The organism is Streptomyces decoyicus (assembly GCF_019880305.1).
Lineage (GTDB): Bacteria > Actinomycetota > Actinomycetes > Streptomycetales > Streptomycetaceae > Streptomyces > Streptomyces decoyicus.
Genome location: NZ_CP082301.1, coordinates 8140986 through 8159411, shown reverse-complemented (window position 1 = coordinate 8159411; position 18426 = coordinate 8140986). Strand labels below are relative to the sequence as shown.

The window sequence follows — 18426 nt, the reverse complement described above, 5'->3', positions numbered from 1 at the left end:
CCGGCCGGGTCGTCTCCCGCCGGGGGCCGTCCGTCGTTGCGGCCATCGCGCCGCCGGGCCGGGTCAGCCGGGCGTGATGCGGCCGCGCCAGGCTCCGGATTCGGCGCCGCGGTGCTCGATATGGTCCTTGAAGCGCCGCATATCGCCCTTGATCCGCCGGGCGATGGTTCCCGACATGTCAGCGGCCTTCTCGGCCACGCCCGTGGGCTCGATGTCCATCACGAGCTCCACCCGCGTGTGGGTCTCGTCCAGACGCTGGAAACTCACCAGGCCCTTCTGGTGCGTGTCGCCGGTGGTGGTCCGCCAGGCGATCCGGTCATCCGGGAGCTGGTCGACGATCTCGGTGTCGAACTCCCGCCGCACGCCACCGACCTTGGTGGTCCAGCGGTTGTGCCGGTCGTCGAGCTGGGTGATCCTCTCGACGCCCTCCATGAACTTCGGGAACTCCTCGAACTGCGTCCACTGGTTGTAGGCGGTGTGGACCGGAACCTCGACGTCCACCGTCTCCTTCACCGTGCTCATTGCTACGCCTCCTCAGTGGTGGCTCAACGCGGGTACGCAACCCACGACGCGCATCTCGCGTGGTTCACCGGGTGCCCGGACACCGGCTTCCTAGACCACGTCCGGAGGTGTTTTTCGAGGTTTTTCGCGCTGCCCGTCCGCTGAGGACTGAGCCCAGTAGGCCTGAGTCACACCGCAGTTATCGGACTGGACGCCCTGAGCGGGGGGGCGCGGGGGCGGTTCGCGTGGGGCGGTGGGGGGCGGTTCGCGGTGGGCGGTGGGCGCTGCGCGATAACGGGGTCATCGGCAGGCGACCGTGGGCGGGTGATGACCGCCGGTCCTACTTCACGGCGTAGTCGGCGAGGGAGCCCGCCAGCAGATCGAAGCCGCGGTGGGCGGACACGGTCACCGTTTTGGCGATCCGCTCGTTGCTCCAGCCGTCGAGGGTCCGTTCCAGGATCTGCTGGAACAGGACTCGGTGGACGCCGCCCAGTTGGGCTGCCGCCGCCCGGGGAGTGATGTCGTCGGGAGCAGCTCCGGTCTCGGTGGCGAGGAGTTCGGCGAGCGCGGCCTCGCGCTGGTCATGCATATCGCGCAGACGGGCCAGCAATGTGGGGCTGTCCGCGATCATCCGGGCGAACACCTCGCCGGAGAACCCGATCACCGGATCGTGCCGCTCGACGCCGTCGAGGAACTCGCGGCGCAGTGCCATGAGCGCCGACTCCCCTTCGGCCCGGCCCGACACGGTACGGGCGAGGCCCTCGACGAACTCTTCGCGGTGGTCGAAGGCCAGGTCCTCCTTGCGGGCGAAGTAGTTGGTGACGGTCTTCTTGGCCACCCGGGCAGCCGCTGCGATCTCGGCGATCGTCGTCGCCTCGAAGCCGTTCTCGATGAACAGCCTGGTCGCCTGGTCGGAGATGAGCCGCCTGGTCTCTTGCTTCTTGGACTCGCGAAGCCCCATCGGTTCGATACCCATGGAGGAATCTTACACGCGACGTAAGTTTACGCTTGACGCACTAGCGACGTTCGGGCTAAGTTTACGTCCGTAGCAAGTTTCGCCTGAGGGTGACCGGCCGGAAAGGCAGCGATGCCCCCATCACGCAAGATCGACTTGGCCGCGGCCCCCGACCGCAAGAACGCCGCACCGAGCCGTCGGCCCAGCCGTCCGGAGCGCGGACTGCCGCCCACCGCCGGACACGGAGGCCAGTTCCGTCCGGCCAACGCCCCGCCGAGGTACGCCCGCTGACGTCCCGTCATTCTCCGTCCCGTCCCGCCGTTCCCAGGAAGGCCTCACATGACCGATTTCGATGCCGGCTCGGAGTTCGACCGCCAGGTCACGACACTTGTCGACAAGGGCTACCCCGCCCTCGCCGGGATGACGGAGACCGCGTTCCGCACTCTGGTCGAACCGCTGCGCGCGCCCGTTCTCACACGGGCGGCGACGCTGAAACCGCCGAGCGAGGGTCGGGTGCCGTTCCTCCTGGTGGTGACCAGGGCGCTCGTACCCCTTGAGGAGTCCGTGCCGCTGACCACCCTCGCGGGAAAGCAGAAGCCCGGAGTCATCGAGCGCTTCTACGCCCCGGGCGAGCTGGAAAGGTTCGTCTCGCTCGAGGAACTGGCGCTCCCCGAAGGCGAGGTGTACGCAGCATTCGACATGGACCGCGGCGAGGAATTCTGCAATGCCGCCCCCCAGGACGCCCTGGCAGCGATCGCGGAGCGCGGCCGTACCCCGCTCACCATGGAGGAGGGCATAGCATTCGTCACCCAATACCCCCAGGCACTGGCCAAGAACAAGTGCTTCTCGCTCGGTGGCACCCGCTTCGGGGACCGCAGGGTCCCGGCCCTGTGGATCAGCAAGGGTGCCCCGAAGCTCGGTTGGTGCTGGGAGGGCAACCCGCACACCTGGCTGGGCCTGGCCTCGGCCGGTGACCGAAGCCGCTGACCGAAGCCGCTGACGCCGGCGAGCGAGGACCGGCCCTTACGGACCGTGCAGCCGGCGACGTCGATGCGGACCGGGCGCGTGATGTGCGTGCCGGCTGCCCAAGTGCCGGGGGTTATCCCTACTTTGCATGGGCCCGCTGCCCGGATCGATGAGGGGGAGATCGAGCACGCAGGCTGAACGAGTCCGGATTTCCGTCATGCCTCGCAGGGCGTACCAGGAGGGTTTCCATGCCCGATCGTTCTCCTCAACTGCGGCGAGTTCGCACGTCGTCGCCCAGGCCACGGCGGTTGATCACGACGGCGGTCGTGACGGCTGCCGCGCTGGCCGTGGGCGCCACTCTGACGACGTCAGCGGCACAGGCACGCGACTCCGGTGACGTCGTGCAGCGCGGTCTGGACCGTCTGGTCCACAACGACAGGTACCCGGCTGCCCTGGCCGCCGCCGTCGACCGTCACGGGCGCACCCATCACTACACCGCCGGTGTCGCGGACTTGAGGACCGGGGCGAAGGTGCCGGCCGACGGGCAGGTACGGGCGGGGAGCAACACCAAGACCTTCACCGCCACGGTCGTCCTGCAACTGGTCGGCGAAGGCAAGGTCGCTCTCGACGCCCCCATCGAGGAGTACCTGCCGCACCTGGTGCGGGGCGAGGGCATCGACGGTCGTCGCATCACGGTACGTCAGCTGCTCCAGCACACCAGCGGACTGCCCAACTACACCGACTTCACCGGAGACCTCGTCGGCAAGGAGCGCCACACCTACGTCCAGCCCCGCGCCCTGCTCGACCTGGCGCTGGCACACAAGGCGAGGTTCGCTCCGGGGGCCGACTGGGAGTACAGCAACACCAACTACCTCCTGGCCGGTCTGCTCATCGAGAAGGTCACCGGCCGCCCGCTGGCCGAGCAGATCACCCACCGGGTCATCGACCGCATCGGGCTGCGCCACACCTACTTCCCCGGCGTGGGCGAGGAGGGCATCCGGGAAGCCCATCCAGAGGGCTACTACGCGACGAAGCCCGGAGCGCCGCTGAAGAACATCACGGAGATGGACCCCTCCTGGGCCTGGGCCGCCGGACAGGTGGTCTCCACCCCGGGCGACCTGAGCCGCTTCTTCTCCGCCCTCTCCGCCGGCAAGCTCCTCGAACCCGCGCAGCTCGCCCAGATGCGCACCACCGTCCCCGCCGGTCTGTGGCCCGGTGCCCGGTACGGGCTGGGCGTGGTCAGCACCCCGCTGAGCTGCGGCGGGCTGATGTGGGGCCATGGCGGTGACATCCCCGGCTACAACACGCGCACCGGTGTCACCGATGACGGCCGCGCCGTCACGATCGCCGCCACCGCCGACCAGGCGCCCGTCAAACAGGGCCCCGCCGATGTCCTGGCCGCCGTCGACGCCGCCTTGTGCGGGTGAGGGCCGGCCGCCGAGGCGACGGGGCGCAGGGATGTCGATCTCGCCCTTCAGGGGCGGGCCGGGGAACCCTGTTCGCGAGAACGGTTCGGCACACCCGTGGAGATCATGTCGCCCCGTTAAGATGCCATGTGAATGCGCACAGATACCCCCAAACGGGGCACTGTTGAGGGGGGCGGTCACGGTGCCCCGTGTCATCCGGTCGGTTGCCGGGACGCGCGCAGCCGTCCCGGCCGGGTGTTCCCGTGCCGAGGCGCGAACCGGGAGCCCAGAGGGAGAGGAGGCTGCATGAGCGTGCAACGGGTGGGCATCGTCGTCCACGGAGGGCGCCCTGACGCCGTGACGGCCGCCGACGTCGTCCGGCAGTGGTGCGTACGCGAGGGTGTCGGCTGCGTCGCCATCGACGTGTGGAGCCAGGACGAGCAACGGCGGGATGCACGGGAGGAGGTCGAGGCCGCCGGCAGCCCCGACCTGATCGTCACGCTCGGCGGGGACGGCACCTTCCTCCGCGGAGCCCGCCTGGCCGCGCAGAACGACGCGCTGGTCCTCGGTGTCGACCTGGGGACCCTCGGCTTCCTGACCGAAGTCCCGGCCGACGACGTGGAATGCGCGCTGGACTCCGTTCACCGCGGCGAGGTGGATATCGAGACCCGTCTGATGCTGACGATGCGGGCGTCCCGGCCGCTGGGGCTCCCTGTGGGGATGGAAGCCCTCCTGCGCTACGGCCGGGGTCCCGCGCTCCCGCCTCCCCTGGTACGTCCCGAGTGTGCCGTCGCCCTGGACTGGGGGGTGGCCCTGAACGTGACGGCACTCAACGACATCGTCCTGGAGAAACTGGCCCGCGACCGGCAGGTCTCCCTCGGCGTGTACCTCTCTGGCCGGCTCCTCGCCTCCTACTCCGCCGACGCCGTCCTGGTCGCCACCCCCACCGGATCCACCGCCTACAGCTTCGCCGCCGGCGGCCCTGTCATCTCCCCCGCGGCCGACGCCATCGTCTTCACCCCGGTCGCCCCGCACATGACCTTCAACCGCTCGGTGGTCGCCGCCCCCGACGAGGCCGTCGCCCTACGCGTCCTGGGGCACTCCGGCCGCGCGGCGGTGAGCGTCGACGGCCAGTTGCGCGGCGTCCTGGATCCCGGGGACTGGATCGGCATCTACGCGGCTCCGCAGCGCCTGCGCGTCGTGCGGCTCGGACCGACCGACTTCTACGGCAGGCTGCGTGAGCGCATGCGCCTGACCGATGCCCCCGCGGCGGCCGAGGCCGGCATCACCCCCTTGTGGCCCCACACCAGCCCGGCTCCCGCAGACCTTGCCCACCTCCGCCTGCCGCCCCTGCCCGCGGACATGGACGTGGACGTGGACTGATCTGCACCTCAACGCCCAAACCGGCTCGCGTCGGCCGCGCGCTATGGTTCGGTCGTTGCCGGCGCTGGGAGGAAGCGTGCAGGTGGGGCGACACAGGTGCACGGGTCGGGGGGCATCGTGAGCAGGCGGCGGTACGTGGCCAGAGGAGTGCCGGGTGGTTACCGAATCTGGGACAACCGAGGACGTCGGTGGTGGGGCGATCACTACGAACTCTGCCCGGACGATCTCCTCGGCGAACTGAACGGCAAGGGGGACCACGAGAAGATCACCGCCCTTCTCAAGCGGTACAGAGCTCAGAAGCGCTAGTGCCGCGTCAGGCCACGTTCGCCCTGTCGACGACGGTGCGTAGGCGCCGGTCGTCGGCGTGACGGTTTCGCCAGATGATGTAGCCGCGGATCATGTTGCCCTGCTTCGTGTGGTCGGCGTGGTCGGTGCCGTCGAGGGTGCAGTTAGCGCAGGCGGCGAACAGGTGCCGCACTCCGCCATGGCGGTGGTAGGTGGCCCGCCGCCTGCGGCGTGGCTCGCGGTCGGGGTCCTTGTGCTTGCCACCCCGCTCCGCCCACTGCTTTCCAGGGTGGGGCATCAGGTTGAGCGGCCCTAATGCGTCCCTGCAGACGATGACTTCGGGCTCGCCGCCCAGCAAGTCTTCCCGGCACGCGAGCGGGCCCCCGATCGATCTGGGGGCCCGCGTGGTCCCTACCTCTGCCTGCTGTTCACGCCCGGCGCAGTGCGGAGCGGCCCGCGAAGCGCGCCGAACCGCCCAACTCCTCTTCGATCCGGATCAGTTGGTTGTACTTCGCCGTGCGGTCGGAGCGGGAGAGCGAGCCGGTCTTGATCTGACCGCAGCCGGTCGCCACCGCCAGATCCGCGATGGTGGTGTCCTCCGTCTCGCCCGAGCGGTGCGACATGACAGCCGTCCAGCCCGCCTGGTGGGCCGTGGCCACCGCGGCCAGCGCCTCGGTCAGGGTCCCGATCTGATTGACCTTGACCAGGACCGAGTTGCCGACGCCGGTGCGGATGCCCTCGCGCAGCAGCGTCTCGTTGGTGCAGAACACGTCGTCGCCGGTGAGCTGACAGCGGTCGCCGACGCGGGAGGTCAGCTCGCGCCAGCCGTCCAGGTCGTTCTCCGCCATCGGGTCCTCGATGGAGACGACCGGGTAGGCGTCGATGAGCCCGGCCAGGTAGTCGGCGTTCTCGGAGGGGGTGCGGCGCACCCCCTCGCCCGCGTAGTCGTACACCCCGTCGCGGAAGAACTCCGACGACGCCGGGTCCATGACCAGGCCGATGTCCGTACCGGGTCGGTAGCCGGTGCGCTCGATGGCGGTCAGCACGAAGTCGAGAGCCTCCTCAGCGGTCCGTAGCGCGGGCGCGAAGCCCCCCTCGTCGCCGACGCCCGTGGAGTGCCCGGCGGCCAGCAGATCGCGACGCAGGGTGTGGAAGACCTCGCTGCCCATGCGGACGGCTTCGGCGAAGGTGGCCGCGCCCACGGGCGCGATCATGAACTCCTGGAAATCCAGCGGATTGTCGGCGTGGGCGCCGCCGTTGACGATGTTCATCATCGGCAGCGGCAGGAGATGGGCGTCGGCGCCGCCGAGGTAGCGGTAGAGGGGCTGGCGGTGGGCCGCCGCGGCGGCCTTGGCGGCGGCGAGGGAGACGCCGAGGATCGCGTTGGCGCCGAGCCGGGACTTCGTGGCGGTGCCGTCGAGGGCGACCAGCGCGGCGTCGAGACCCGCCTGGTCCGCCGCGTCCCGGCCGCGCACGGCCACCGCGATCTCCCCGTTGACGTGGGCCACCGCGCGGTCGACGCCCTTGCCGTGCCAGCGCGCGGAGTCCCCGTCGCGCAGTTCCACGGCCTCCCGGGCACCGGTGGAGGCACCGGAGGGGACAGCCGCGCGCCCCGGGGACCCGTCCGCCAGGACAACGTCGACCTCGACGGTGGGGTTGCCCCGGCTGTCGATGATCCGGCGGGCGGTGACGGTCTCGATGGCGGCGTCGACGGTTCCGACTGCCTGTGCGGACATGGGCGTTCCTTCCCGTTGTCGTGTGCCGTGGCCCGGCTGCGACAACGCTGGCGCTGAACCCGACAACGCCAAACCCTACAGCAATGCTGCTCAGTTTTGCTGTACAGCATTGCTGTGCAGGTCAGGGACACGGCTTTGCCGGCCATCGGGGTAAAGTGCCCTATGCCCACCTCGGAAGCCGCCGCCATCGCCGTCGAACTGCGCACCGCGATGGGCAAGCTCACCCGACGCGTCAAACACGAGGACCGCATCCCGCTGGGCCAGGCCGCCGTGCTCGGTGCACTCGACCGCAACGGCGCCATGACCACCAGCGACCTCGCCACCGATCAGCGCGTACGCCCCCAGTCGATGGCACGGGCGGTGGGGCTGCTCATGGAACAGAACCTGATCACGCGCCGGGCGCACCCCACGGACGGCCGCAAGTCGCTGGTCGAGCTGTCGGACGCGGGCCGGGCCGCGCTCGAAGCCGAGCGCGGCCGCAGGGCCGGTTGGCTCGCGCAGGCCATCGAGGCCGAACTCACGGATGAGGAGCGGGTGTTGCTGGCACGGAGCGCCGCCCTGCTGGAGCGGCTCGCCACACGCTAGTGCCCCGCCACGCAGCGTTCGCCGCTGCTGCGGAATCGAGCGGAATCGGAGGGGATCAGTTGTTGTCCCCCTCGCTGCGGAGGAACTCCTTGGCCTTCGCCATGGCGAAGCCCCAGCCCTGCTTCGCCGTTGGCTGGGGAGGCAGGGAGATCTCGTCCGGATTGGTGAGCACGTCCAGCAGCACGGGGCCCTCGGTGTCGAACGCCTCGCGTACGCCGTCGGTGAGGTCGACGGGGTCGGTGACGCGGATGCCCGTGATGCCGAGCGCCCTGGCCACCGCGGCGAAATCGGGGTTGTCCAGCTCGGTACCGAACTCCGGCAGGCCCGCCTGTTCCTGTTCCAGTTTCACCATGCCCAGCCGGCGGTTGTCGAAGACCACGAGCTTCACCGGCAGCCGGTAGGTGCGCAGGGTCATCAGATCGCCGAGCAGCATGCTCAGCCCACCGTCACCGCAGAACGCGACCACCTGCCGGTCCCGGTCGAGGAACTGTGCTCCCAGGGCCTGGGGCATCGCGTTGGCCATCGAGCCGAGGTTGTAGGAACCCAGCAGCCTGCGTTCCCCCCGCATCTGGATGAAGCGGGAGAGCCACACGGTGGCCATACCCGTGTCCGAGGTGAAGACGGCGTCGTCGGCCGCTGCCTCGTCGACTGCCCTGGCCAGCGCCTCGGGCCGGATCAGATGGTCACGGTTGTCCAGGGTGGAGCGCGCCTTGCCGATCAGTCCCTGGTCGTGATCGGGAACGGTGAGCTTGAGCTGAGAGCGGTACCACTTGTCGAACCGGTCCCTGGCCCGGTCGAGGTGGGATGTCCCCGGCTGCCCGGTCAGCCGGCCTAGCAGGCCACGCACGGTGGGGCCGACATCGCCCACCAGGGCGACGTCCACGGGGACCCGGCGGCCGATGTGCTCGGGCGCGAGGTCGACCTGGATGACCTTCTTGCCGGACGGATACCACTCCCGGTACGGGAAGTCCGTGCCGAGCAGCACCAGCACTTCGGCGTCGTCCAGGGCCTTGGCCGCCGCCGGGTTGCCGATCAGCCCGGTCTGGCCGACCTGGTACGGGTTGTCGCCCTCGAAGCCTTCCTTGGCCTTCAGGGTGAGCACCATCGGCGCGGCCAGCCGTTCGGCGAGCTCCAGCACGTCCGTGCGCGCGTGCCGGGCGCCGGCGCCCACCAGCAGCGTGACCCGCTCAGCCGCGTTCAGGACCCCGGCGGCCTCGTCGAGCACCGGATCGTCGGGCCGGCTGCTGGAGGGCGGCAGGGAGAACCGCGGCGCGCGGTCGTGCGGAACCTCCCGGTCGCCGAGGTCCGCGGGCACCGTCAGTACCGCCACGCCCTTGCGTGCCAGTGCCGCGCGCACCGCGTTCTCCAGCATCACGGGCAGCTGGTCGGGTGCGGTGATCGTCGCGCGGTAGACGGCGACATCGCGGAACAGCAGGTCGTTGTCCACCTCCTGGAAGGCATCGCTGCCCATCTCGGCCAGTGGTACCTGTCCGGCGATGGCCAGAACCGGGGTATGGCTCTTCGCCGCGTCGTAGAGGCCGTTGAGGAGATGCACCGAACCCGGTCCGACGGTCCCCATGCACACGCCCAGGGTGCCGGTCAGCTGGGACTGGGCTCCGGCCGCGAAGGCCGCGGCCTCCTCGTGGCGGCAACCGACCCATTCCAGGTCGTCGGATCGTGAGAGGGCGTCGGTCAGGGGGTTGAGGGCGTCCCCGACCACTCCGAAGACCTGCCGGACCTTGAGCTGGGCCAGCGAATCGACGAGGACGTGAGCGACGGTGCGCGCCATGGATAAGGGTCCTTTCTCAGACACTGAAATGGTCGGGGTCGGCCGCGGCCCAGTCCACGGCCCAGTCACGCGGCGGCTCGGCCAGCAGCTCTCCCGGGGCGGGCCAGTCGTACAGGTCCTCGTACGAGCGGACCGTGGCAGGGCCGATACGGCGGCGCAGCATGTGGGGGCGCAGCTCGCCCGGGTGCTGGACGCCCATGGCGGCCATCATCTGCAGGGCGCTCTCCAGCGTGGCCCGCTGGAACCTGTGGACGCGGGCGGACTTGTCGTCCACGTCGAGGGCGCGCGCACGGCGCGGGTCCTGGGTCGCCACTCCGACGGGACAGGTGTTGGTGTGGCAGCGTTGCGCCTGTATGCAGCCGACGGCCATCATCATGGCGCGGGCCGCGTTGGTGAAATCCGCGCCGTGCAGGAGGCGCTTGACGACATCGGCGCCGGTGGCCACCTTGCCACTCGCGCCGATCTTTATGCGGTCCCGCAGCCCGCAGCCGACCAGCGCGCTGTGCACGGTGATCAGCCCCTCGGTCAGCGGGGCGCCCAGGTGATCGGCGAACTCCAAAGGCGCGGCTCCTGTTCCGCCCTCCGCCCCGTCCACGATGATGAAGTCGGGTGTCACACCTTCTTGCAGCATGGCCTTGCAGACCGCGAGGAACTGCCGCCGGGAGCCGACACACAGCTTGAACCCCGTGGGCTTGCCACCCGCCAGCTCACGCATCTTCGCGAGGAAGGTGACGAGTTCACGTGGGGTGGAGAACACCTGGTGGTACGGCGGGGAGATCACCGTCCGGCCTTGCGGCACCCCGCGCACCCGCGCGATCTCGGCCGTGACCTTGTTTCCCGGCAGCACACCGCCGATGCCCGGCTTCGCGCCTTGGGAGAGCTTCAGCGACACGCACTTGATGTGCTCGTGAGCCGCTTTGCGGGCGAACTCCGACGCGTCGAAACCACCCTCGGCGGTCCGGCAGCCGAAGTAGCCGGTACCCAGCTCCCACACCAGGTCGCCACCGGGGCGCAGGTGGTACTCGGACAGTCCGCCCTCACCGGTGTCATGGGCGAATCCGCCCATGGCGGCTCCCCTGTTCAGGGCCAGGATCGCGTTGGCCGACAGGGACCCGAAACTCATCGCCGAGACGTTCAGCAGCGCCATGTCGTAGGGCTGGGTGCAGTCGGGACCGCCGACGCGGACCCGCGGCGGCTCCTTGGGAACCGGCCCGGGAGCCATGGACGGGACGAAGAATTCGTAGCCGTCCTCGTAGACATCGCGTTCGGTGCCGAACGGCTCTTCCGCCTCGGTGCCCTTGGACCGCTCGTAGACGAGGGTGCGCACATCACGGTCGAAGGGCCGCCCGTCGAAGTTGCGCTCGATGAAGTACTGCTGCAACTCCGGCCGCAGCGACTCCAGTACGAAACGCAGATGCCCGATGACCGGGTAGTTTCGCAGCACCGAGTGCCGACGCTGCGTCAGGTCCGCTACGCCCAGCACACCGAGCGCCATGAGGACCAGGGCCGGCAGCCACCACCAGGGCGACGTCAGCAGCGCCGGCACCACCAGGCAGGCGGCAAGGACAAGAAGCCCTCCCACCGCCATCTGACGGAAAGAGCGGAGCGGGGGGCCTGCCGCCGGGTGCTGCGACCGCGCGGCACGGTCCCTCCTCGCGTCTTCGGCACCACGGTTCGTGGTCACCATCACACTCCTGGGTCACTCAACTACCGCTACCGCCCATTGCGCCTGGGGCAGGCACGGACAGGCCGTGGGCAGATCTGGGCTCCAAATGCCATACGGCAGGCAAGGTCAGCGCTGCGCGGGGTGGAAGCCTTCCGCCGGCTCGGGCTCGGCCGCCTGCCGTGACGCGATCTCGGCGAGAGCGTCCTCGGGGCTCGCGTGGACCGGGGTGGTCACGCTGATCCCGGTCAGGTCGAGCAGCCGCAGCACGACATCGGACACCGCCGCGAGGTGCAGGCTCCCGTCGAGACGCTTGGTCTCGTTGGACGCGCGGATGATGATGTTCAGCCCCGAGGAGTCCATGAACGGCACGGCTCGCAGGTCCAGCACGAGATACCGCCTGCCGTGCACGATCTGGTTGGCCAGATGGTGGTGCAGGGAGGTCCCGGTCTCGCCGTCCAGATCCCCCGAGACGGTCACCACCGCCACCTCCGGCTCGGTGACGTTCACTTCGACGTTCAACTCGTTCGGCTCGGACACGACCTCCGCCTTTCTGTGGACCAGTGGAGCTCGCGTACCCCGTCGTCATGGGTTCAGACAGAGCCGGCCTGGGTGCCGGGTCCGGGTCCCACATCTGCCCACGAGGGCGGGCATGGCAGGGACAGTGGCAGTGGCAGTGGCAGTGGCAGTGGATCAGCATGACGGGCCGGTCCTGGCAGGGACCGGCCCGTCGCAGCCGCGCGTCGAAGCGGCGCGGCCGCCAGGTCTACGGATGCAGGACGACCTTCGTGTAGCCCTCGATGCGCTTGTCGAACTTGTCGTATGCCGCGGGGGCCTGGTCCAGCGGGAGTTCGTGCGAGACGACGAAGCTCGGCTTCGCCCGGCCCTCGATGATCATGTCGCGCAGGTGCCGGTTGTAGCGCTTCACGTTGCACTGCCCCGTCCCCATCCGCAGCCCCTTCTCGAAGAGCTTGCCGATCGATACGAGGAGCATGCCCCGCTTGGCCTGCTCGTCAGGGCCTCCCGGGTCGGCCGGAACGTACAGGCCCGGTATGCCGAGGGCACCGGTGGCCCGGACCGTGTCGACCAGCGAGTTCAGGACGGTCGCCGGTTCCTCGCGGGTTTCGCCGTGCGCCATCGCCTGATAGCCGACGGCGTCCACGCCCTTGTCCGTGCCGATGCCTTTCGTCTGGTCCTTGATCTGCTTCACCGGGTCGCCCTCGGAGAAGTTGACCGGAACCGCGCCGATCTCCCGGGCCTTCTCCAACCGCTCGGGAACCCGGTCCACGACGAAGACCTTGCACGCTCCGCGCAGGAGGGCCGAGTAGGCGGCCATGAGCCCGACCGGCCCGCCGCCGTACACCGCGACGCTCTCGCCCGGGCGTACCTGGGCGAGTTCACAGCCGTGGTAGCCGGTGGGGAAGATGTCGGCGAGCAGGATGAAGTCGGTCTCGTGCTCGTTTCCCGGCGGCAGCTTCAGGCAGTTGAAGTCGGCGTAGGGAACGCGAAGGTATTCCGCCTGGCCGCCCTCCCAGGGCCCCATGGCGACATAGCCGTAAGCGCCGCCCGCAAATCCCGGATTGACGGTCAGGCAGAATCCGGTGAATCCCTCGACGCAATTCATGCAGAACCCACAGGCGACATTGAAGGGCATGACCACACGGTCGCCCTCCTTGAGGGAGGTGACGCCCTGGCCGATTTGCTCGATGATTCCCATGTTCTCGTGACCGAACACGATGCCCGGCTCGGCCGCCGTACGCCCCTCGTACATATGCAGGTCCGAGCCACAGATCGCCGTGGAGGTGACTCTTACGATCACCTCGTTGGGGTGCTGGATGCTGGGCCTCTCGACATTCTCGACCGCCACGGTGAACGGCCCTTTGTAGACGACGCCTTTCATGTGCTGCCACCTCCCGCTCGGCGAAGAGCACGCGCATTTCTCCACTTTTAACGTGACCTATCACTCATGATTCTCCGGTCTACCGGGCGGGGCAAGCCGGTAATGTGAGAGCGCATATCCACTACGGGTATCGCAATGTCGCACCGAGAAACGAGAGGAAGGGCGACACATGGCAGCTCAGCGGCTCGGGACCTTGCTCGTCCCCGTGCTCGGCCTGTCCGGCACCTCGTACCCGCCCGGAACGACGGTTACCGTCCGCGGTCGCGGCGCCACTGTCGATGCATTTGTGCACGGGGACTGGCTCCCCCTGTCGTGGTGGGAGTTCTCCGACGGCCTCCGCGAGGACATCGCCGACCGCTGACCGGCGAGGCGACGGGTCGGAGCAACCAATTCGGTCGAAATCGGGCAAACTGTCGGTATGAGCGCTCAATATTCCGACCCGGACCCGCACCGCACCCCCGACGTGCCCCCGGGTGGCGTACCGCCCGAGGAAACGCCGCCCGGCGAGGGCAGCACGGGGGCGGAGACCGGCCCCCGCGACAAGCAGACACGGGGCTGGGCCACGGGCCCGGTCGTCATCCTCGGCATCGTCGTCGTGCTCTGCGCCGCGTTCTTCATCGCATACGCCGTGATCGTGGCGCTGTGACCGCCGGCGGCCCCGGGCGCCGACGGCCCGATAGGGCAGCAGCGGCCCGGTAAGCCCTCCGGCAGCCCGGCCGCACCTCCAGTGACCGAGCAGCCCTCCCCTGCGAGACGGAGCGGACACGTCGGCCACGGCGAACGCGGACCGAGCGCACCCGACGGGCAACCTCCGCATACAGCCGATCACGCCGAAGGCCGCGGGGACGACGACCGCGGCCGACCCGGCGGCGGGGAAGCCGACCCCAACACCCCCTCAAGTGGAGCGAGTTGGCTTTCCGCGCCGGTTCAGCCCAAAGCCTTGACGCGCCCATGGCGAGCGATTCACCCTGGCGGGCAATTGGTCTGAACCAAATACGCTTCGCGGGAGGGCATGTGCCGCCTCGTCACGTCAGAACTGTCGCCGCCGTCGTCTCAGCGGCCTGCCTCGCACTCTCGGCGGCCGGCGCGGCTATCGCCGCCGGCCACCGCCCCGATGCCACCGCGGCACCACACGCCGTGGGCAGCAACTGGTACGCCGCGGCGCCCTACCTCATGCCGCTCGACAACGACCCGCCGGATGCCGGAGCGGTGATGGACGCCACCGGCCTCAAGGCGTTCCAGCTCGCCTTCGTCCTGGCGCCGAACGGCGGTGGCTGTACGCCGACTTGGGGCGGGACCAGCCCGGTGGGTTCGGACACCGCGGTGGCCGGCGCGATATCCGCGATCCGCGCCAAGGGCGGAGACGTCTCGGCCTCCATCGGCGGATACGGCGGCACCAAGCTCGGCCAGAGTTGCGGCACCCCCGAGGCAACCGCTGCCGCATACCAGCAGGTCGTCGACAAGTACGGTCTCAAGGCGCTCGACTTCGACCTGGAGGAGCCGGAGTACGAGAACGCCGCCGCCATCCACAACGAAATCGGGGCCGCCAAGATCCTCCAGCAGAAGAACCCCGGCATCTACCTCTCCATCACCACGGCCGGAACCGCCGACGGCACCGGTTGGTTCGGCAAGCAGATGCTCAACGAGGCCAAGTCCCAGTCCTTCACCCCGGACAACTTCTCCATCATGCCGTTCGACGGTGGCTTCAACGGTGCTGCCGCACAGACGGCCGCCCTGACCAACTTCAACGCCGTCCTGCGCGCCACCTTCGGCTGGGACGAAGCCACCGCCTACGCCCACGAGGGCATCTCGCAGATGAACGGCCGCAGCGACACCGGCGAATACTTCACCCAGGCGGACTTCCAGACGGTGCTGGACTTCGCGACCGCCCACCACATGGCACGCTTCACGAACTGGTCCGTCAACCGGGACCGCCAGTGCTCCCCGCCGGACAACAACGGCAGGACCTCCGGAACCTGTAGCAGCGTGCCCCAGGGCGCGTACGACTTCACCAAGTACTCGGTGAAGTTCGCCGGGGCCACTCCGCCCACCACACCGCCACCCACCACCCCGCCCGGCAACGGCGGCTGCACCGCGGCCGCCTACGACACCGGCACCGTCTACGGGGGCGGCGACACGGTCTCGTACAACGGCCGCACCTGGAAGGCCAAGTGGTGGACGCAGGGCGAGACGCCCTCCACCGGCGGCTCGGGAGTCTGGCAGGACCTGGGCGCCTGCTGACCCCGGAGGGGAGGAGCGTCCCGCCCGGCCGCTCCTCCCCTCCTCCCTGGACGGTCGACGGACGAGAAGGTGGGGAATCGAGTTTCAGCTGATTCAATGGTCGCCGAGGTGAGAGACATGGTGTCGACCGACCGGCTGCTTGCGTTTGCGGCGATGTCGTTGCTGGTGATCGTGATTCCGGGGCCAAGTGTGCTGTTCGTGATCGGCCGGGCTCTGGCGCACGGCCGCCGCACAGCACTGGCGACGGTCCTGGGCAATGTGCTGGGCTCCTATCTGCTGGTGGCCGCCGTGGCGCTCGGTCTCGGGTCATTGGTCGAACAGTCCGTCGCGGTCTTTCTCGCCGTGAAACTGGCCGGCGCGGCCTACCTTGTCTTCCTCGGAGTCCAAGCGTTCCGGCACCGCAAGGACATGAAGATGGGCGCCGTGGACAAGTCCGGACAGCTTGCCCGCGGCGATCTGCGGACGATCGCCGACGGCATCCTGGTCGGCGTCACCAACCCCAAAGGCATCGTGTTCTTCGCCGCCGTACTTCCCCAGTTCGTGGATCATGCGGCAGGCGGGTTGCCCGCGCAGATGCTCACTCTGGGCCTGGTCCCGATCTGCATCGGCCTGATCACGGACACGGTATGGGGGCTGACGGCCTCGGCGGCCCGCCACTGGTTCGCGCGTTCCGAACGCCGTCTGTCGATGATCGGCGGTGCGGGTGGCTTCGCCATGATCGGTCTGGGCGTGACGGTGGCGGCCACCGGCCGCGCGGACTGACCCTCGACGCGGAGCGCGGGGCGGGCGGCAGTAGGCGCCGGGGCGGACAGCAGCCGGCGCCGGGGCCTGCCGCACGAGCACCGGCGAGGTCAGCGTGGGCTGTCAGGAGTCGCGTGGGTGGTCCGGGATCTGGCCGGTTCCGGCTTGCTGTCGCCGCGCGCCGTCACCGCTGCATACGGTGCACCCGGGCGAGCAGCAGGACCGTGTCGTCGCTCGGGGAGCGCGGTACGAGGCGCGCGAGGATGCCGTCTGCCATGGCCTCCAAGGAGTCCACCGGCCGGCCCAGTTCCGTACGGAGTGCGTTCAGCCCCTCGTCGATGTCGTGGCCCCGTGCCTCGATGAGACCGTCGGTATACAGGACGAGGGTGGCGGCGTCGGGCAGCTCGATCTCCGTCGTTCGGAAGGGACAGCCACCGACGCCGAGCGGGACCCCCAGCACTTCGTCGATGAGCTGGGTCCGGCCGTCCGGGCGGAGGACGAGGGGCGGAGGGTGGCCGGCGCTGGCGATCCGGGTGCGGCCGGTGGTGGGGTCGTAGCGGATGTAGAGGCAGGTGGCGAGTTCGATGCCGGCCTCGTCGGCGCACTGGTCGAGTTCGGTGAGCAGCTCGTCCGGTTCCTGGTCGTGCCGGGCCAGCGCCTTGGCAGCGATCCGCAGCCTGCCCATGGCCGCGGCGGCCGACACACCGTGCCCCATCACGTCACCGACGACCACGGCAACTCGGTGGCCGGGCAGCGGGATCACGTCGTACCAGTCGCCGCCGACCTCGGTGACGCGGCTGCCGGGGAGGTAGCGGTGCGCGATGTCCATGTACGGGCCGGTCACCAGAGAGCTGGGGAGCAGGGCCCGTTGGAGCGTGAGCGCGATGTTTCTCTCCCGGCTGTACAGCCGCGCGTTGTCCAGGCACAGCGCCGCCCGGGAAGCGAGCTCGCCGGCCAGGCTGAGGTCCTCCTCCGTGAAGGTCGGTCTGGCAGCGGAACGGCCGAATACGGCGATGCCCTGAACCGTGCCCCGGGCGATGAGCGGGGCGAGGAGGAGGCAGTCCAGGCCGCTGTCGGCCAGCAACCGGGCGCGCGCGTCGTTGAGCACGGTCCCGACCATGAACTCCTGGTTCACCGGTACGCAGATCGGGCGGCCGGTCCGCAGCATCCGGTGGATGGCGGAGCCCGGCGCGTAGTGCACGGTTTCCAGCCCGCTCACCACCTCCGTCGCGGGAGGGGGCAGGACGGTGCCGGAGGCGATTCGGCGGGTGTTCACCGGCAGGGCCGGGTCGAACGCCGTGCTCTCGTCCATCCACTCCACGAGTTCCACGACGGCTGCGTCGGCGAAGTCCGGAACCGCGGCTTCGACCAGCTCCTGGGCCGTGACCTTCACATCCAAGGTGGTGCCGATCCGGGCGGACGCCCGGTCCAGCAGCGCCAGCCGCTGACGGGTGGCGGTTGCCTCCACGATGGCCTGCTCCCGGTCGGTCACGTCCACCAGCAGACCGCCCACTCCCTGGCGCGTGCCCACGGCCTGGGTGAGCGGGAAGAAGCTCACCGACAAAACCCTGTCCCGGTCCGGGTGGCCCCGGGTGCGCATCCCCACCCGCACCCCCGCCACCGGCCTGCCCTCCGCGACGACTGCACGCAGCATGCGCTCGTACTCACCGCCGTCCGAGGTGATCATGATCTCGGCGAGGCGCCGCCCGAGGTGCTCCTCGATGGGGAGCCCGTTCATATCGGCGAGCGCCTGATTGAGGTGGAGGTAACGCAGCTCCTCGTCGAACATGGCCAGGCCTATGGGGCAGGTCTCGAAGAGGGAGTCGAGGAAGGCGAGGTTGGTCTTCACCCGGTCCAGCTCGTCGCCACGGCTCGCCAGGGCCATGACCACCGAACGTCCGGCGACGCCGGTCACCGGGAAGACACGGAACCCGCAGTCGAAGACCGTGCCGTCCTGATGCGTGGCGTGCAGACGGCCACGCCAGTACCCCAGGGTCCGGCCCCGCTCTGCCATGCGGGTGCATGCGTCGGGGCCTCCCCCCGGCGGTCCCGGCAGGAGGAGGGCGCCGGGCTTCGCCAGCGCCTGCGCGGCGTGGTAGCCGAAGAGTTCCTGGGCGCCAGGGCCCCAGTAGCAGATCCGGTTGGCGTCATCGATGCCGAACACGGCGACGGCCACATGTTCCAGCAGTGATCCGGGCTCGGACCAGAGCGGACCACGGGCCTTCTCGTCGCTCGGCCGATCTGATGGCACCGGCTTTCCCTTCCACCCGCCGCG

Annotated in this window: 17 protein-coding genes and 1 pseudogene; 9 read left to right on the top strand and 9 right to left on the bottom strand. The window is 69.6% G+C overall.

From position 1 onward, the window contains the following. Positions 1 to 63 precede the first annotated feature (63 nt). Together K7C20_RS35650 and K7C20_RS35645 are read right to left on the bottom strand one after the other, a co-directional pair. Positions 64 to 522: an SRPBCC family protein gene (locus tag K7C20_RS35650; protein WP_030087135.1), complete on the bottom strand. Its 459-nt coding sequence runs from the start codon at positions 520 to 522 to the stop codon at positions 64 to 66. 319 nt (positions 523 to 841) lie between these two features. After that, positions 842 to 1477 (bottom strand): TetR/AcrR family transcriptional regulator, encoded by a 636-nt coding sequence (locus K7C20_RS35645; protein ID WP_030087137.1) that lies wholly within the window; start codon positions 1475 to 1477, stop codon positions 842 to 844. Positions 1478 to 1795: 318 nt separating this feature from the next. On the opposite strand from K7C20_RS35645, the gene K7C20_RS35640 reads away from it, so the two are divergent. From K7C20_RS35640 to K7C20_RS38705, 4 genes are all read left to right on the top strand, one after another. Then, positions 1796 to 2443, top strand: coding sequence for a DUF5701 family protein (locus K7C20_RS35640; RefSeq protein WP_030087139.1), 648 nt, complete (start codon positions 1796 to 1798; stop codon positions 2441 to 2443). Positions 2444 to 2670: 227 nt separating this feature from the next. Beyond that, positions 2671 to 3849 (top strand): serine hydrolase domain-containing protein, encoded by a 1179-nt coding sequence (locus K7C20_RS35635; protein WP_053209600.1) that lies wholly within the window; start codon positions 2671 to 2673, stop codon positions 3847 to 3849. Between the two features lie 285 nt (positions 3850 to 4134). Further along, positions 4135 to 5211 carry an NAD(+)/NADH kinase gene (locus K7C20_RS35630; RefSeq protein ID WP_053209599.1) on the top strand — a complete coding sequence of 359 codons (1077 nt, stop codon included), beginning with the start codon at positions 4135 to 4137 and terminating at the stop codon, positions 5209 to 5211. A 117-nt stretch (positions 5212 to 5328) separates the two neighbouring features. Continuing rightward, complete coding sequence (locus tag K7C20_RS38705; RefSeq protein WP_030087143.1) at positions 5329 to 5517, top strand: hypothetical protein; 189 nt, start codon at positions 5329 to 5331, stop codon at positions 5515 to 5517. Positions 5518 to 5524: 7 nt separating this feature from the next. Here the strand turns inward: K7C20_RS38705 and K7C20_RS35625 are convergent. After that, positions 5525 to 5845 (bottom strand): annotated as a pseudogene (locus K7C20_RS35625) (IS630 family transposase); the annotation flags it as partial. 79 nt (positions 5846 to 5924) lie between these two features. Then, entirely contained in the window at positions 5925 to 7232 is a 1308-nt protein-coding gene (eno, locus tag K7C20_RS35620) for a phosphopyruvate hydratase (protein ID WP_053209598.1), read from the bottom strand. Positions 7233 to 7394: 162 nt separating this feature from the next. On the opposite strand from eno, the gene K7C20_RS35615 reads away from it, so the two are divergent. Further along, positions 7395 to 7817: a MarR family winged helix-turn-helix transcriptional regulator gene (locus K7C20_RS35615; protein WP_030087147.1), complete on the top strand. Its 423-nt coding sequence runs from the start codon at positions 7395 to 7397 to the stop codon at positions 7815 to 7817. A 55-nt stretch (positions 7818 to 7872) separates the two neighbouring features. Here K7C20_RS35615 and K7C20_RS35610 read toward each other — a convergent pair whose 3' ends face one another. The 4 genes from K7C20_RS35610 to K7C20_RS35595 form a co-directional block, all read right to left on the bottom strand. Next, a complete protein-coding gene (locus K7C20_RS35610; protein WP_030087149.1) occupies positions 7873 to 9606 on the bottom strand; it encodes a thiamine pyrophosphate-dependent enzyme in 1734 nt (577 codons plus the stop codon). A 16-nt stretch (positions 9607 to 9622) separates the two neighbouring features. Continuing rightward, the gene (locus K7C20_RS35605) at positions 9623 to 11188 is read right to left on the bottom strand and encodes an FMN-binding glutamate synthase family protein (RefSeq protein ID WP_409351335.1); all 1566 of its coding nucleotides are present in this window, start codon (positions 11186 to 11188) and stop codon (positions 9623 to 9625) included. 210 nt (positions 11189 to 11398) lie between these two features. Then, entirely contained in the window at positions 11399 to 11809 is a 411-nt protein-coding gene (locus K7C20_RS35600; RefSeq protein WP_030087153.1) for an STAS domain-containing protein, read from the bottom strand. Between the two features lie 226 nt (positions 11810 to 12035). Next, complete coding sequence (locus K7C20_RS35595; RefSeq protein WP_030087155.1) at positions 12036 to 13169, bottom strand: glutathione-independent formaldehyde dehydrogenase; 1134 nt, start codon at positions 13167 to 13169, stop codon at positions 12036 to 12038. 169 nt (positions 13170 to 13338) lie between these two features. On the opposite strand from K7C20_RS35595, the gene K7C20_RS35590 reads away from it, so the two are divergent. The 4 genes from K7C20_RS35590 (at position 13339) to K7C20_RS35575 (ending at position 16172) form a co-directional block, all read left to right on the top strand. After that, on the top strand, positions 13339 to 13530 hold the full coding sequence (locus tag K7C20_RS35590) for a hypothetical protein (RefSeq protein WP_030087157.1): 192 nt from the start codon (positions 13339 to 13341) through the stop codon (positions 13528 to 13530). A 57-nt stretch (positions 13531 to 13587) separates the two neighbouring features. Further along, complete coding sequence (locus K7C20_RS35585) at positions 13588 to 13815, top strand: DUF6480 family protein (protein ID WP_030087159.1); 228 nt, start codon at positions 13588 to 13590, stop codon at positions 13813 to 13815. Positions 13816 to 14183: 368 nt separating this feature from the next. After that, positions 14184 to 15410 carry a chitinase gene (locus K7C20_RS35580; RefSeq protein WP_053209597.1) on the top strand — a complete coding sequence of 409 codons (1227 nt, stop codon included), beginning with the start codon at positions 14184 to 14186 and terminating at the stop codon, positions 15408 to 15410. Positions 15411 to 15527: 117 nt separating this feature from the next. Further along, positions 15528 to 16172 carry a LysE family translocator gene (locus tag K7C20_RS35575; RefSeq protein WP_053209604.1) on the top strand — a complete coding sequence of 215 codons (645 nt, stop codon included), beginning with the start codon at positions 15528 to 15530 and terminating at the stop codon, positions 16170 to 16172. A 163-nt stretch (positions 16173 to 16335) separates the two neighbouring features. On the opposite strand, the gene K7C20_RS35570 is transcribed toward K7C20_RS35575, so the two are convergent. Beyond that, entirely contained in the window at positions 16336 to 18402 is a 2067-nt protein-coding gene (locus K7C20_RS35570; protein WP_030087165.1) for a SpoIIE family protein phosphatase, read from the bottom strand. Positions 18403 to 18426 lie beyond the last annotated feature (24 nt).